The sequence below is a fragment of the Catenuloplanes nepalensis genome, from assembly GCF_030811575.1.
GTDB lineage: Bacteria > Actinomycetota > Actinomycetes > Mycobacteriales > Micromonosporaceae > Catenuloplanes > Catenuloplanes nepalensis.
The window spans coordinates 1,185,544-1,201,870 of sequence record NZ_JAUSRA010000001.1 but is presented as its reverse complement, the minus strand read 5'-3'; the positions used below and the strand labels follow the sequence as shown (position 1 = coordinate 1,201,870).

Below are 16,327 nucleotides of genomic sequence, written 5' to 3'. Positions count from 1 at the left end.
CTCTCCTCGCGTTCAGTGGAGCCGGCCGCCTGGGGCCGGCTCCGTTACAGGAAATAGAGCCGGCTCAGCGCGGTGCTCTCGGCGGCGGGTGAGCTGATGGGAGAGCCGTCGAGGGTGACAGTGGCGGTGTCCGGCTGGACCCGGACCTGCGCCGCCCGATCGTTGTGGATCATCTGGGCGAGGCCGATGCCGCGGGTGCCGTGTACGGCCGACCGTCGGCGCCGGGTCGGGAGGGTGTCGGCGGCGCTGTCGGCCGCGGCACGGCTGACGAACACCACGGACAGGTCCGCTGCGGTGGCGCCGTAGGCGCCGAACTGCGGGCCGAGCACCAGCGGCTGGGCGGTTTCGGTGGCGGCGTTGGCGTCACCGGTGGCACCCCACGCGGGGTACCCGGCCTTGAGTACCAGGTGGGGTTTGGCACCGAAGTAGCGGGGCTGCCACAGCACGATGTCGGCGAGCCGGCCGGGGGTCAGCGCCCCGATCTCATGGCTCATGCCGTGCGCGATCGCCGGGTTCAGGGTGAGTTTGGCCAGGTAGCGCAGGACACGGTCGTTGTCGTCGCCGGGCGGGTCGGTATCGAGCCGGCGCATCTTGGCGGCCACGGCGAAGGTGCGCCGCACGGTCTCGCCGATGCGGCCCATGGCCTGCGAGTCCGACGAGGTGATCGGGATGACGCCTAGATCGTGCAGGACGTCCTCGGCACCCAGTGTGCTGGGCCGGATCCGGTCGTGGGCCAGGCGCAGGCATTCGGGGTCGGCGGGATCCAATCGGTGCACGGTGGCGATCATGTGCAGGTGTTCGTCGGCGGTGTCACGGGTGTAGGGCAGCCCGGGGTTGGTCGAGGAGCCGACGATGTGCGGCACCCCGGCCAGGCGCAGGACGTCGGGGGCGTGGCCGCCGCCGCAGCCTTCGACGTGGAAGGCGTGCAGGGTCCGTCCGTCGGTGACGGCTAGGGTCTCGTCGACGAACATCGCCTCGTTGAGAGTGTCGCTGTGCAACGCCACCTGCACATCGTGCTGTTCGGCCACGCTCAGTGCGCAGTCCAGGGCGCGGGCGTGCGCGCCCATGTCCTCGTGCACTTTGAAACCGGACGCGCCGCCGTACTCCAGGGCGCGCAGTAGCGGTCCCGTATCGGAGGACGAACCGCGGGCCAGCACGGCCACGTTGATCGGCCAGGCGTCGAACGCCTGCAGGGCCAGCCGCGCCTCGGTCGGTGTGCTTACCCCGCAGCCCCAGGTGGGCCCGAAGTTCTGTGTGACCACGGTGGTCACTCCGGCGGCCAGCGCGGCCTGCATAACTCGGGGTGAGCACAGGTGCACGTGGGTGTCGACGACGCCCGGGGTGGCGATCATGCCTTCTCCGGGGATCACAGTGGTGCCGGTGCCGGCAACGGCCTCGACGCCGTCGGCGGTATCGGGGTTACCGGCCTGCCCGACCGCGACGATGCGCCCGTCGCGAATGCCGATGGACGCCTTGCGGATGCCCAGCACCGGGTCGAGCAGTATCACGTTGCTGACGATCAGGTCGCAGGTCTGCGGTGTGAGCCGGGCCTGGGAGCCGATGCCGTCGCGGAAGGTCTTGGCGTAGCCGGCGAGGAATTGCTCGTCCGCACGGCGGCGCTCGCCGGTGACCCGGATGGTCAGGCCGGTGTCGGCCAGCCGGATCCGGTCGCCGGGCTCGGGCCCGGCGACCGGGGTGTACGGCGCGAAGGAGCTCATGTGCGGTTCTCCTCGTCAGCGGCCGGTCCGGTGCCGGACGGCCAGGTGAAGGCGGGGTCGGTGGTGTCCAGGTAGCCGGCGGCGCGGGCGTGGTGGACGGCGGCGTCGCGGGCGCCGGGCTCATCTAGCGGGCCGTCGACCAGACCGGCGAAGCCGATGATCTGCCGGCGGCCGCGGATCGGGATCAGCGATACCGGGGTGCTGATGTGCGGCTCGAAGCGCAGGTAGCTGCCGGCTGGCAGGTCGAGGCGCCGGCCGAAGGCCGCCGGCCGATCGAAGGCCAGGGCACGGTTGGCCTCGAAGAAGTGATAGTGCGAGGTGACGCTGATCGCGGCGGCGCCGGTGTTGACCACCTGCGTGCGGACGCGATCGGTGGTCCGGTCGGCGTCGTGCGGGGCCGGGCCGGGCAGGATCTCACCGGGCCCGCCGGGGGTGGCGGGGCCCAGCGGCCGGTGCACAACAATCAGTTTGGTGCCGTCGTCGAAGACCGCCTCGACCTGAATCTCGTCGAGGACGGCCGGGACCTCGGGCAGGACCTGCTCGGGGCGTAGGGCGGCGCGGGCGGCGTGCACGGCGTCACTGAGGCGGCCGCCGTCGCGTGCGGTCTCGCAGGCGGCGTGGCAGATCATGGCGGTGGCTTCGGGGACGTTGAGCAGCAGGCCGCGCTGTAGCCGTTCGCGGGCAAGCAGGGTGGCCAGGTAGAGCAGCAGCCGATCGGTTTCGGTGGGGGTCAGCAGCATCGTCGTCATTCCTGTTCGCAGCGCCGGGTCATTCGCCGATGACCACGCCGCACGCTTTGGCGTGCTCGCGGATCGTGCGCCGGGCCTGGGCCAGGTCGTCGAAGCTCAGTTCCGGCATGAATGCGGTGGTGTAGTCGCGCATCGCCTCCTCCGGGGTCACCACGTCCTGTTCGGCCCACCGGCCGGCGATCTGTTTGCGGGTCGCCTCGTCGGCGATGCCCAGCCCAAGCCGTACCGACGCGGACCAGGCGGCGTCGGGGTCGATCAGGTAGGTCCAGTCCTTGGCGCCCGGCTGCGGGGAGAGCACCTCGGTGTCGACGGCGGAGAAGACACCCAGCCGGCCGCCTTCGGTGATCAGCGCGAGGATGCGCTCCAGGTTTTCCTGCAGCAGTTCGCGCGTCATCCCGAGGTGCCCGACCACAAATCCGGCCCGGATCAGCAGCCCGTTGTCGTGCGCGACGGTGATGGCCTCGGAGTTCTGCCGGTAGAGCTTCTCTGCCTCGGCGAGCAGGTTGCCGCGGCGTGCCCGCAGCGGTTTGTTCATGGCGGCCAGCGATACCGGAGCGCCGGCGTCCATCCCGATCATGATTTGTCTGACGCCGAGGGAGGTCAGCAGTGCGGTGCGGCGTTCGTCGGCGATGCCGTCGGCGCGGCCGTAACCGACGATGAACGGCCTGTCGTGCTCGCTCAGCGATGACCACCAGGCCGGGGGTGCGGCGGCCATCCCGGTCAGCAGTTGCGCGAACGTCAGCGGTAGTTCGTCGGCGGTCAGGTAGAGGTAGTCGTAGCCGTTGGCGCAGGCGTCGGAGATGGCTCCCCATGCCTGCTGCGGGGTGAGCTGGTTGCGCCACAGGTGACCGGGCTGGATCGAGCAGAACGAGCAGGCGTCGGAGGCGGCGAATTTCACGCAACCGCGGCCGATCTCGACTGGGACACCGGCGGTCACGGCCCGGCCGGTCAGTTCCTGCATGCGCGGGGCGATGCGGTGACCGAAGAATTCCGTGTAGTGGCTGGTGTGCGGGAAAGCCCGGTCGACCAGGCTGTAGTCGTAGCTGGCGAACACCGGTTCACGGTGCGGGTCGGTGAGCTGCACGCCGTGGGCGGTGCGGTGCACCAGGCCCGGGTAGGCAGCCGGGTCGATCGGCTTGCCGTGCCGCAGCGCGCCGATGAAGTCGGCGAAGACGGTGACGATCTCGTTGCCGGCGAAGCCGTAGTCCAGTTCCGGGGCGGCGCGCATGCAGGGGCCGGTCAGGGAGCTGAAGTGGTCGTTGCCGGCGATGGTGACGATGCGTGGGTCGGCGGCTTTGGTGTGCCGGGCGATCATCCGGCCCGCCTCGTAGTTGGCGGTGAGCATACCGATGCAGACGGCCAGGATGCTGCCGGCGTTGTCGGTGATGTAGTTCAGCACGTCGTCTAGTTCGATGATTGTGCCGTCGAGGTAGATGGGGTCGAGGTCCGGGTTGGGAGCGAGGGCGGAGACCAGCGACAGCACGCCCAGGCAGAGGAAGTCGGACCAGTCGCTGTGCTCCGCTGGATTGGTGACGGTCAGCAACCGGCCGGAGATCACGATGTTGGAGTTGGGCGGGATTAGAACCAGGACCTTGTCGCGGGTCATCGGGGGACCTTTCGGGTACGGGGAAGACCGGATACCGCCGCAGGGCGGCGGCGCTGCCAGGTCAGGGGCAGGCGGAGGGCCAGAGCCGGGCGACGGCGGCGCCCGTGCGGGCCATCGCCGTCGCCGACCGCGCAGGCTCTGCGCTCAGGCGCCCGGTGGCCTGCCACCGTTGCCGGCGCAGGGTGATCAGGACGGCGGCGTACAGGGCGGCGTCGCGGATTAGATCCAGGTCGAGTCCGGGGCCGTGCGCGTCGCGGTAGCCGGTTAGCAGCAGCCGGGCCCGTTCGGGCAGGAACCGTCCAGGGCTGCACAGGCCGAGGACAGCGACGCCCAGGTCGAGTGCGCTCAGGTCGCGACAGCCGTCCTCCCAATCCAGCAGAGCCGGGGCCTGGCCATCCTGCAGCAGCAGGTTGTCGGGGAACAGGTCGCTGTGGATGAACGAGCGGTGCCCGGCGCGCTGCGGCACGTCGCCGACGGCATCCCAGGTGTGCCGAGCCCACGACCCGAGCGGGGCGTACATGGCGTGCAGAGTTTCCGTCTCGGTGGGGGTGATACGCAGGTGCGGGGTAAGCGCAGTGGTCAGATCAGTGGTGTGCCGGTGCAGGTCAGCCAGGATCCGTCCCATCTGATGCAGGTGAGGCTCGGGTAGCTGGTCGGGGCGGTGCCCGGCGAGGTGGTCGCAGACGATTACCGGGCGGTCGCGCAGGTCGGTGACCCAGCCACCGTCGAGGCGCTGGCGCAGTCGGGGCACGCGCAGTGCGGGTAGGGCGGCCACCTGCTGCAGGAAAATGGCGTAGGCGCCGGCCTGGTCATGGTTCTTCTTGTGCAGGCACGTGGCCACGACCGAACCGGTGGTGGTGTCCAGGACGATGTGGGTGTTCTCCAGGCCTCCGGGCAGCGGCCGGGCGGCGGTCAGGCGCAGCCCGTAGGCGATGGCCAGGGCCCGCGCGTCCGCGCAGCGCAGGTCGTCGGTCGCGACGGGGACGGTCATGGCTGTTTCCGGGGGATCTCGGCGAAGCCGGCGAGGATGTCGGCGGCCACGGCGGTGCGGTCGGTGACCGCCTGCATGGCCAGGCCGAGGTTGTGCAGGACCGCCCGGGCCGCGCCGCTGCTCAGCACGTCGGTGCGGTGGGTGAGGGTGCCGCCCAGTTGCCCGCCGATCTCCTCCAACACCCAGCGCTGCACGATGGAGGTCGGCGCTTCGCGGGGTCCGCGGGCCTCAACGTCCAGGTCACGGCAGTGCAGACCGTGTAGGCGCATGGTCCCTTCGCGCATGGTGTTGAGCGCTACGGTGGTGTCGTACAGCGCCCCGTTACCGAGGGCACCGCTCTCGCGCAGATCCTGCACGATGTCCTGTATCGGCAGTGCCTGGTTCTCGATCGCCTCGGTCACTGCCAGGGTGCCTGCCGTGACCAGCCGCCCGGCGGTGGTCTGCGGGGTGACCCGCAGGCGGATGACGGTGGTGTTGACGAAGTAGCCGATGAGGTTCTCGGTGTCGGGCCGGGCCCGGTTGGAGATCATGGTGCCGATGCGGATGTCGTCGCCTGCGCCGGCGTGGTGCAGGACCAGGGCCAGTGCGGCCAGGAAAGCTCCAGCGACGCCGCCGCGGTTGTCCGCAGACCTGGCGGCGACGCGCAGCGCCGCGACGACCGGCGCGGCGACGGTGACCGGCAGCACATCGACCGGGTGGGTGCGGGCCGGATCGGCGGGCACGGGCACGGGCGCCAGCGGTGGGGCCAGCCGGGTACGCCAGTAGCGCCGCTGCCGCGCGTAGGCGTCGCCGGATCGCTCGGTGTGCATCTGGCGGGCGAACCAGGCGAAGCTGTGCGGCAGCGGCGGCAGATCGGGGGCGTCGCCGGTCACCGCGGCGTTATAGAGGGCCGACAGGTCGCGGTAGAGCACGGAGATGGACCAGCCGTCACTGACCGTGTGGTGAATCTGCAGCAGCAGGATGTGCCGGCCGTCGCCCAACTCGACCAGATGGGCGCGAAACAGCGGGCCTTGGCGCGGGTCGATGTCACCCGGGCCGGCCAAGGCGGCCAGGCCAGGGCCTTCGGGCAGGCTCTCGCCGTCGGCCAGGTGCAGGGTGCTGCGGGTGAACGGGACACGGCCTTGGCGCAGGACCAGTTGCAAGGCGGTGCCGTCGGGTAGTTGCCGCAGCACGGTACGCAGGGCCGATTGCCGGTCGGAGAGGGCATCGAGGGCGGCGCCCAGAGCGGCGACCTCAAGCGGACCTTCGATGAGGACGGCGCCGGTGTCCAGCGGCCGCATCCGGGTCGCGGTCCCCGGCGGCGGCCAGGCGCCGTCAGGGTCGACGAACTCGGCGGCGATCAGGCGTTGCTGGCCCGGCGATAGCGGGGCCGCTTCGATGACCGGCAGCGACGATATCGAAGTGGTGGTCATCGCGATCCTGCTTTCGTCGGTCCGGCCGCGGGGTCGGCGATGCCGCCGAGCAGGGTGTGCAGCAGGACCTGCCGGTCGCCGTCGGGCAGCAACCAGCGGACGGCGTCGAAGTCCACGCCGTGCACCGGGCACAGGGCGAGGTCGGCGTCCAGGGCGTGCCGGCACAACAGCTGTCCCATGTAGCCGGCGTCGAGTAGCGCCAGAGTTTCGGCGTCCGGGCCATACAGCGGGGCGATGTCAGCCGGGTCGGCGGTCAAGAACAGGGTGAACGCGGCGCTAGCGGCGACCGGCCGGTTGACGTCTCCCAGGTGGATGTCCTGGTCGAGGTCGACACCGGACAGGTGCAGGATCAGGTCGTGGGCGTCGGGATGGTATGTGTAGAGGCCGCCGGGAACGCCGTCGACGCGGCCCGGACGCACGTTCACCCGTACGGTGACCGGGTAGAGGCCTCCGGCGGACGGGTAGCCGTGGGCCAGGCGATCACCCAGGTCGACCCGGCGCAGGCAGTCCAGCAGGGTGGACAGGTCCCGTCCGGCGACGGCGCGCGGGGAAAAGGTGCGGGGGCTGCGCCGCAGCCGGCGTTCAGGCAGGTCGGCCGGTTCCCGGGCGGGCAGTACCCGCTCGGCCGGGGCGTCGCCGTGGTGCGGGCGCCCGGCCCGGAACGCCGCCCGGGCTTCAGTGTCCTGCAGCAGTTGCCAGCCGTCCCACGGGCCCCGGCCGCCGGTCCGCTGTGGTGTGGGGGCGCTTTCCCAGTCGCTGCCGTGCAGCAGGGTGCGCAGGGTCGGCTCGGTGTAGAAGGTTTTCAGGCTCGGCCGCTGCCCGGTGTGCTTCTCGACCAGGTTGGCCAGCCGGATGGCGTCGACCGAGGTCAGGCCGCGGTCGAGCAGGTCGTCGTCCGCTGCGGGGTACTCTCCCAGCAGGGCGTGCAACTGCTGAAGCACGGCCTGCTCGGCCGCACTGCCCGTGCCGGCCGCCTGAGCCTGATGCTGCCCACCGGCCCCAGCGCCGGAGCCGTTCCCGGCACCACCACTACCAGCGGAGCCGGTGGGGGTGGCGGGTTCGGTACGGGCGGCGAGCACGGTCAGAGCTTTGCGGTCGACTTTGCTGGTGGCGTTCACCGGCAACTCGTCCAGAACCGCGAGTGTCGCAGGCAGCATGTGGGCGGGCAGAACGCGGCTGAGGTGTTCGCGGACAGCAGCCGGGTCGCAGTCGGTGACGACGAAGCCGGCCAGTCTTCGGTCGGTGCGCCCGCCGACCGCGACGACGGCTGCCTGGCGCACGCCGTCGACGGCGGCCAGCGCGGATTCGACCTCCCGAAGCTCCACCCGGTATCCGCGGATCTTGACCTGGTCGTCGCGGCGGCCGAGGAACTCTAGGGTGCCGTCAGGCAGCAGCCGTCCCCAGTCACCGGTGCGATACAGCCGCCCTCCGGTGCGCCCGTCGAAGACGAACGCCTGATCGGTCAGCTCCTCGGCCCGCCAGTAGCCCAGAGCGGTGCCATGCCCGCCGATGTGCAGTTGCCCGGGCACCCAGACCGGGCACGGGCGCAGCTGGTCGTCGAGGGCCTGGATGCTCTGCCCGGACATGGCGGTGCCGTACGGGATGCTCGTCCACCGTTCGTCGAGTTCACCGATCTCGTAGAGCACCGACCAGATTGATCCTTCGGTGGCGCCGCCGAGGCTGATCACGTGGCAGCCCGGGGCGGCGGCGCGGACGACGTCGGGCAGGTGCAGCGGGATCCAGTCGCCGCTGAGCAGGCAGACCCGCAGGGACTCCACGGCGTCCGAGCCGGCCGGCAGGGCGCCGGTCAGCAGGTCCATCAGAACCGGTACCGAATTCCACACGGTGACGTCTTCGGTGTGGATCAGGTTGATCAGGGCCGCGGGGTCGGTGCGCTGCGCCGCGGTGGGGATCACCATCGTGCCGCCAGCGGCGAGCAGCCCGAACAGGTCATAGATGGCCAGGTCGAACGTGAACGGTGAGACAGCCAGGACCCGGTCGTCGGCGGTGATCGCGAAGCGCTGGTTGATGTCCAGGATCGTGTTGAGCGCCCCCTGGTGGGAGATCATCACACCTTTGGGTTTGCCGGTGGAGCCGGAGGTGTAGATGACGTAGGCCAGATCGCCCGGCCCCGCGTCCCGCCGCCCGGCGGCAGCATCGGTGTCGCCAGGCGTGGTGGGCTCCGGTTCGGTGTCGCCGGGCGCGAAGGTGGCAGGGCTGTGCGGTCCGGCCACGATGGCGGTGATCTTCTCCGGCAGTGTCGTGGCGGCCGCGACCGGCTCGGTGGTGACCACGGTGCGGGCGTCGGCGGCGTTCAGCAGGTCGTCGATGCGTTGCTGTGGCCAGCCGGCGTTGAGCGGGACGAAGGCGCAGCCGGCGATGAGGGTGCCCAAGGCGGCGGCGACCTGCTCGGCGCCGGGGTGAAACAGCAGGGCGACCAGTTCCCCAGGCGCGCACGAGGCGGTGATGTTGTCGGCGATCCGGTGGGCGTCGCGCAGCAGCTGACCGTAGCTGGTGCGCACGCCGTCGCAGATGACAGCAGTGCGGGCCGGGTCGGCGACGCCTTGGCGCAGGACCGGCTCGTGCAGCAGTTGGGGCGCCCCGAGCGGCTCGGCGAGTACCGGCACTGTGCCGGCCTCGGTCAGCTGGCGGCGCCCGGCAGCGGCGGGGTCGTCGATCAGCGCCTGCAGGGCGGCGGCGTGCTCGGCGGCCAGCGCATCGACGTAGCCCTCGGGCAGCACACCGTCGCGGTAGTCGAAGTTGATGACCAGTTCGCCGTCGGCCTCGTAGGTCTGGTAGTCCAGAATCACCTGCGGGGTCTGTCCCAGCCCGTAGCCGATGGTGCCGGGCAGCGGGCGGCCACCGGGGTCATCGCGGGTCACGTCGAGGGTGCTGGTGAACACGACTGGCGCGGTCGCGCCGGTGCGGTCACCGCGCCACTCGGCCAAATCCCGCAGGACGTCCACGCCGCTGTAGAGCACGTGGTCAAGGTCGATCCACAGCCGGCGTTGCGCGGCACGCAGCCGGTCAGCGAACACGGGCTCGTCGAGCCGCACGTCGGTCAGCACTGTGGAGGTAAAGTCACCGACGACCGCAGTGATCTGCGGATGTACCGGAGGCCTGTGGTAAACCGTGGTGTTGAGTAGAAACCGGTCGCTGCCGGTAAACCGATGCAGGTTGTCGGCGAAGACGCTCATTAGCAGCACGGACAGGGTGGCGCCGTGCGCGGCGGCCACGGCGCGCAGGCCGGCCAGGTCGGCGGCGCTGCGGCGCAGCTGGTGGCGGGTGAAACGTGGTTCGCCTTCGGCCGACTCGATCGGCAGGGCCGGGGCATCGGGCAGCTCAGGAAGCCGGGACCGCCAGAAGTCGCGGTCTGCGCCGTAGCGGCCGCTGCCGCGCAGCGTGTCGAGGTAGCGCACGCAGTCGGCAAAGCTCAGCTGCAGGGCGGGAAGTTCGGCCGCCTGTTCGTCGTAGAGGGTGCGGGCTTCCTGGTAGAGAATTTGCCAGCTGAGGGCGTCACCGATGAGCATGTCGACGCTGATGAACAGGCGAGTCGCGCTGTCGGGCAGCAGGGCTGCCTCGACGGCGAACAGCGGCCACCGGCCGGGGTCGCGATGCGCGTGGGCCAGACGTTCCCGGATACCGGCAGTTGCCTGCTCGGCGTTCTGCGGTGTGCTGGTGCGCAGGTCATGGCGATCGATGCGGTAGGCGGGCACGTCTTCGAGGATTTGCTGGCGGCCGTCGCCGGTGATCTGGCAGCGCAGCATGGGATGCCGTGCGATCAGTTGCTGCCAGACGGACTCCAGCCGTTCGAGGTCCAGGCCGGGCAGGTCCGCTTCGGTGTAGAGGTGCGAGTCGACACCGCCGAGGGCGAAGTCGCCGGTGCGTCCGGTCCAGTAGGCCTGCTGGATGCCGGTCAGCGGGAACGGCTTGGCGCCGGCATCCGGGTCCGGGATCAGGTCCGGCAGCGGCTCGGCCGCGTCGGGGGCACCGCCCAACAGCTCCCGAATCCGCTCGGCTAACGCCGTCGGGGACGGATACGTGATCAGGTCCTTGAGGGTGAGGCCGACGGCGAGGGTGTCGCGCAGCCGGGCCAGCAGACGCAGCGCGAGTAGGGAGTGGCCGTGCGCGGCGAAGAAGTCGGTGCCGGGCCCGGCCGGGCGACCCAGGATGTCGGTGAACTGGGCCGCGATGGTCAGGACCAGGTCGTGAGTGCCAGGCACCGGACCAGCCGCGTCGATCCGGTCCTGTTCGGCAAACTGCGGCAGATCGTCGAGGACCTCGAGGGCGGCGGCGAGGGTGCCCAGGTTATTGCCACCGAGCCGGGTCAGCACGTTCGGCAGGGCGCGCAGCACGGCGTTGGCCAGTCCGTCGGGGACGGTGCTGCGGTCGGCGATTAGCCGCAGGGTGACGCCATCGAACAGTTCCGCGACCACCGCGAGGCTGCTGCGGGTCCGGCCGCCTTCGCCTCGCACCCCGCCAAGGTCGAGGGTGAGTTCGCCGGGTGCGCCGCCACCGGTCCGTAAAGGGTAGTTGGCGATCGAGATGACGCTGTCGTACAGGCGGGTACCGGCGGTGGCGCCGGCGGCGTGGTGCAGGACGCCGGGGTCGATGGGGGTGTGCTCGTCGGCTTCGACGAGCCGGTTCGTCAGCTCGTGCAGCCACGATCCGGTCGCGGCCTGCGGGCCGGTGTCCACGCGGACGGCGACGGTGCCGGCCAGCGGACCGATCAGGGCTTCGTCGTCCGGGAACGCTCCGCTGCGCCCGGAGACGGTGACGCCCACGGCGATGTCCTGGCGGCGGCGCAGCCGGGCGCAGATCAGTGCCCAACTGCCGATCAACAGGGTGGCGGGGGTGGTAGCCAGCCGTCGGGCATCGCGGTGCAGTTGGGCGCTCTGCTGAGGTGAAAGGGTGAGCCGGTGGTGGCCGAAGCGTGGTTCACCGCTGGCCAGGTTTCTGCGCTGCGGCTCGTTCAGCGGGCGGTAGCCGGCCAACTGCTGGTTCCAGTAGCGGCGGTGGGCGCTGTCGTCCTGCCCCGATAGCCAACGCGCGTATGCGCCGAACGGTGTGATGTCGTGCTGCCCGGCGGGTTCGGCTGCCGCTGCGCCGTCGTGGTAGCGACCGATCAGGTCCTGTACCAGGTGCAGCTGGGCCCAGCCGTCGAGGATGGCGTGGTGGTGCGTCCAGATCAGACGGTGCCGCTGGTCGCCGAGGTGCTGCAGGGCCAACCGCAGCAGGGGCGGCCGGGTCAGGTCGAACGGGGTGCGGCGTTGCCCGGCCAGCAAGTTTTCGAGCCCGTCCTGCTGCTGGGTGGTGTCGTGGCCGCGGCTGTCGAGGATCTGCAGCGGCACCCTGGCGGTGGCGGTGACGACCTGGCGGGGTGCGCCGGTCAGTTCCCAGGCGAAACCGGTGCGCAGGATCTCATGCGCGGCAACCATGGCCTCGACGGCGTTCTGCAGCCGCTGCGGGTCGAGAGGGCCGTCCAGCGGCAGCACCGCCTGTTCGACGAACAGGGCCTCGTCGGTGCTCTGACCGTCGGCCAGGGCGCTGAGGATGAAGCCTTGCTGCACCGCCGTGGTGGGATGGATCGCAGTGATGGTGGCCTGCGTCATGCGCTCATCCTTCAAAGGAGTCGACGATGCGTTGCAGATCGGCCGGGTCGATATCGCTGGCGCCGGGTACTGCCGGGCGGGCGGTGGTGGTGGCCAGGTCGGCGGCGTGCCGGTGCAGTGAGTACGAGATGCGGTCCAGCACGGCAGCCGGTATGAAGGTGGTGTCGTAGCGCCAGCGCACCTGCAACCCGTCGGCGTGCATCCAGGCCACGACCTCCAGCGGGAATAGGGCCGGTGGGGCTCCCTGACTGGCGAGGTCGGGGTGTGCTGCAGCCAGTTCGCCGAGGTAGTTCACGGCGATCGGTGGCAGGTGCACGAGGCTCTTAGCCGGGGCGGGCTGGTTCAGCTGCGCTGTCCAGGTGGCACTCAGCGTCGGCAGGTCATCGAGGGCTGCGATCGAGGTGGACAGGGGCCGGAACTCGGTGAACCAGCCGACGGCGCCGGCTAGGTCGGTGGCGAGGCTATCGCGGCCGTGCAGCTCAACGCAGGCGGCGGCGGACAGATCGGGGCGTATGTCGGTGACGGCGCGGACGGTCAGCGCAGCCAGTACCGCTGCGGCGGCGCGGCCGGGAAAAGCGGCCAGCAGTTGCCGGGACTGCTCGGCCGGTAGCGAGGTGGTGTGCACGCTCGGGCGAGCGGCGCCCGGCTGCGGGCCGGGGAACCAGGTCGGGAAACCGGCGGCACTGTGCTCGAGCCAGTCCAGGTAGCCGTCGTCGACCGCTTCGTCTGGCTGGGGGCGTCCGGTGGCGGGTTCGGCGAGGCGGGCGGCGATGTGTTGCAGGGAGACCACGTCGCAGGCCAGGTGGTGGGCGACGATCGCGGCCTGTCGGGTGTCCCCGTCGCGCAGCAGAGCGACCTGTAACAGCCGCGACTGCAGGTCGATCAGGCGCTCACAGCGGCGCAGCACCTCAGCGACCGCGTGGTCGCGGTCCCAGCCGGCCAGCCCGCTCAGATCGGCGGTCTCGATGACCACCGGCGGCGGTTCGGTGGTCCGGGCACGCCATTGCAGGCCAGGGGTGAATACGGTGCGCAGAGCCGGGTGCTCGTGCAGCACGGCCGTCGTGGCGTCCTGCAGATCCTGCGGCTCGGTGCCGGCGGGCAGTTCGGCGATCCAGCGCAGGGTCCAGCCGTCCCACGGCGCCGCAGAGTTGGTGAGCACCCCCCGCTGGTGGGCGCTGAGCGGGACAGGCCCGTCCACCGCGGCCCGCCGCGGCGCTGCGCCGCGGGTGGCGGAGGCTATCGCGCGCAGGGTGCGTTGTTCCATCACGTCGCGCACGGCCAGTCTCAAGCCGTGTCGGCTGGCGCGGGCGGTCAGCATGACCGCGGTGATGGAATCGGCGCCGGCGGCGAAGAAGTTGGCGTCCAGGCCCTGCGGGGCGGTGCCGAGAAGTTCCTCCCACAGTGTGGACAACGTGGACAGAATGGGGTCGCCAGGTTCGATGGGAGCGCCGCCGGCGTCCGCGTCGGGCTGCCAGTGCCCCAGCGCCTGCCGGTCGACTTTCCCGCTGCGGAGCAGGGGCAGCTGTTCGAGCACGACGATCCGGTCGGGCCGGGCGTAGAACGCCAGCCGCGTCTGCGCGGCGGCGCGCGCCTGCTCGGCCAGATCGTCCGGGGCACCAGGGCCAGGTACCAGGAAGGCGGTCAAGACCTGGCCGCCGGCGGCGGTGGTGACGACCACCGCCGCGGCGGACACCCCGAGCGCACTGGTCAGCACGCTTTCGATCTCGGCGGGCTCTACCCGGTATCCGCGGATCTTCAGCTGATCGTCGAGGCGGCCGGTCATCTGCAGCAGCCCGTCCGGGCGCCGGAACACCAGGTCGCCGGTGCGGTAGGAGTTCTCGCCGGCGGCGGTGACGGAGAACTTGGCGGACAGGTCGGTGCCGGAGTTGAGGTAGCCCTCGGTGACTCCGGCGCCGGTGACGACCAGCTCCCCGGCGATGCCGGGCAGCGCCGGGCGACCGTCGGCGGTCTGCACCGATAGCTCGGTGTTCCAGATGGGCAGGCCGATCGCGACGGGGTCACCGGTGTCATCGCCGGCTTCGAAAGTGTGAGCGCAGCAGCCGACGGTGGCCTCGGTCGGCCCGTACTCATTGGTGACTTTCAACCCGGCGGGTAGGTCCGCGAGGACCTGCCGGCCCAGTTGTTCCCCGCCTATGACCAGGTGTGCTACGGCTCGGCTCAGCTCAGCAGGCTCCATCAGGGAGTTCACTAGCCTTAGCCCGCCCGGGGTGAGTTTGAGTGGGCTCAGGTCCCGGCTGGCGCGTAGCGCGGTGACCAGGTCGGCCGGTTCGTCGGAGGGCAGCAGGGTGACCGTGCCGCCGGTCAGCAGCGGCAAGAACAGGCTGGTGATCGTCATGTCAACGGCGATCGACGAGTGCACCAAGGTGCCGGTGCCGACATCGGTGTCGTAGCAGCGTGCCGCCCACTGCAGATAGTTGACCAGGGCGCCGTGGCGGATCGGTACGCCTTTGGGGATGCCGGTCGAGCCGGAGGTGTAGATGACGTAGGCCGTGTCGCTGGGCCCGGCCGGTCGGTCGATCTCTTCTGGGCCGGTGTCGAGCGAGACCGGGATCGAGTCGTCTACGAAGTGGGAGTGCCAACCGCCGGGAAGGGTACCGGCGGCGGTGCGGTCGATCAGTACCAGGGCCGGGCCTGCGTCTTTGAGTAGTTCCGCGACCCGGGCCGGCGGCTGAGCGAGGTCGATCGGGACGAAGGCGGCGCCGCGGTGCATGACGGCCAGCGCCGAGACCAGCAGGTGTACGTGCCGGTTCATGAAGACCGCGATCCGCTCACCGCGCTGAATTCCGAAGCGGGCAAGCAGGCCACTCAGCCGCAGCACCTCGGTCAGCAGGTCGTCGTAGGTGAGCTGCCGTTGGTCGTCGCGGGCGGCGACCGCCCGTGGGGTACGGCCGGCCTGATCGATGAAGGCGGAGATCAGCGTGCCGTCAACAGTGTGCTGCTGCCCGTGTAGCGGCGCTGCGGCAAGGGCCTCGGGGACCTCGATCCGCTCGCCCGGGTGGTGCGCGGCCCGGTGCAGCATCGCCGCCAGCAGGGTGCCCAGCGTCGCGGTGCGGGCTGGCCGCCCGGCGTCGTCGCTCTCGAGCACATTGAGGTTCAGCTGGGTGCCGGTGTCGAGCAGCCGCAGGTCGAGCCGGACCGCTTCGACCGGTGCGAAGCATTCCAGCACCGTTGCGGCGACCTCCGGGCCGAAGGCGGGTCCGGGGTGGGTGATCGTGTGCAGCCCGACGGTCCAGCCGCCGGCAGGCGCGCCGGCGAAAAAGTCACCGCTCTCGTGCCTTTCAGCGATCTCAGCCGCGGTGGCGGGCAGCAGAGCGCCGCCGGCGGTGTTGCCCGGGACGTGGATCGGCAGCGGTACACGGCGCCCCAGCTGCCCGACGACGCCGGGCAGCTGACCGGCGGGCCCGGGCACGAACAGGGCCAGCGATCCGTTCTCATCGGGAGCGACGCGCAGCAGCAACGCGCGCCACACCGCCAGCACGATCGCGTCGACGCCGATGCCCAGATCGGCGGCGGCCCGGCGCAACGCCTGCTGGTCGGCTGCATCGATCGGAACCGGGGTCGAAACGCAGGGGCGGCTGGTGGCGTGCAGCATCAGCGCCCGGCTCAGCTGCGGCGCGAGCAGGTCCTGCTCGTAGCCGCGCCAGTGCAGGCGCTGCCCCGCGGCGGCGGGGTCTTCCCGCAGACCTGCGAGGAATTCGTCGGCGGTCTGCGGGCTGATGCTCTCCGGCTCAGGCAGCTCACCGCGGTAGACGGTGCCGGCGGTGGTCACTGCGCGCAGCAGCCCGGTTTCGTCAACAGAGCAGGGTCCCGGGGTAAGTGTCAGATGGAAGCTGCCGTCGGTTTCCCGAACCAGCTGCGCCAGCGGGCCGGGTGCCGGTTCAGCGGATACGTCTGCCGCGGGACTGGGGCTGACGTGGTCGCTCGTCAGCAGGCACGGCCCGGCCGGGGTGTCGATCAGCTGCTGGCGCAGCGCCGGGTGGGTGGCGAACATGGCGGTGACCGCGTCCTGCAGCCGGGCGGGATCGATCAAACCGGTCAGACGCACTCGGCAGAGCGGGCCGGTCGGCCGCGGTGGCCGCGGGGCGAGGTGTTGGGGGGCCAGCGCCGGTCGCAGCGCCGTGGCGCCTCCGGCGGCCAGCGACCACACGATCGCAGCGGTGGCGGAATTGTCGGTCACCTAAGTGTTCCTTCCCGAGTGCTGGTCCAGGTCTTGCGAGC

General features: G+C 70.9%; 6 protein-coding genes and 3 pseudogenes. All 9 read right to left on the bottom strand.

The genetic code is table 11. The annotated features are described in order from the left end of the window. Positions 1-44: 44 nt before the first annotated feature. The 9 genes and pseudogenes from J2S43_RS05020 to J2S43_RS04990 all read right to left on the bottom strand — a co-directional run bounded on the left by J2S43_RS05020 (position 45) and on the right by J2S43_RS04990 (position 16,286). Entirely contained in the window at positions 45-1,718 is a 1,674-nt protein-coding gene (locus tag J2S43_RS05020) for an urease subunit alpha (protein ID WP_306827374.1), read from the bottom strand. Beyond that, positions 1,715-2,458, bottom strand: coding sequence for an urease subunit beta (gene ureB / locus J2S43_RS05015; protein WP_306827373.1), 744 nt, complete (start codon positions 2,456-2,458; stop codon positions 1,715-1,717). Before ureB ends, J2S43_RS05020 begins: the two co-directional genes overlap by 4 nt. Positions 2,459-2,486: 28 nt before the next feature. Further along, positions 2,487-4,073, bottom strand: coding sequence for a radical SAM protein (locus J2S43_RS05010; protein WP_306827372.1), 1,587 nt, complete (start codon positions 4,071-4,073; stop codon positions 2,487-2,489). 61 nt (positions 4,074-4,134) lie between these two features. After that, positions 4,135-5,064 (bottom strand): phosphotransferase, encoded by a 930-nt coding sequence (locus tag J2S43_RS05005; protein ID WP_306827371.1) that lies wholly within the window; start codon positions 5,062-5,064, stop codon positions 4,135-4,137. Next, a complete protein-coding gene (locus J2S43_RS05000; protein ID WP_306827370.1) occupies positions 5,061-6,476 on the bottom strand; it encodes a condensation domain-containing protein in 1,416 nt (471 codons plus the stop codon). The genes J2S43_RS05005 and J2S43_RS05000 overlap by 4 nt, the downstream gene beginning before the upstream one ends. Beyond that, a pseudogene (locus tag J2S43_RS42445) lies at positions 6,473-7,777 on the bottom strand (SagB/ThcOx family dehydrogenase); the annotation flags it as partial. The pseudogene J2S43_RS42445 and the gene J2S43_RS05000, both read right to left, overlap by 4 nt. A 21-nt stretch (positions 7,778-7,798) precedes the next feature. Further along, a pseudogene (locus J2S43_RS42440) lies at positions 7,799-8,974 on the bottom strand (amino acid adenylation domain-containing protein); the annotation flags it as partial. Positions 8,975-9,145: 171 nt separating this feature from the next. Further along, positions 9,146-12,088 (bottom strand): annotated as a pseudogene (locus J2S43_RS42435) (condensation domain-containing protein); the annotation flags it as partial. A 4-nt stretch (positions 12,089-12,092) separates the two neighbouring features. Further along, positions 12,093-16,286: a non-ribosomal peptide synthetase gene (locus tag J2S43_RS04990; protein ID WP_306827368.1), complete on the bottom strand. Its 4,194-nt coding sequence runs from the start codon at positions 16,284-16,286 to the stop codon at positions 12,093-12,095. Between the last annotated feature and the right edge of the window lie 41 nt (positions 16,287-16,327).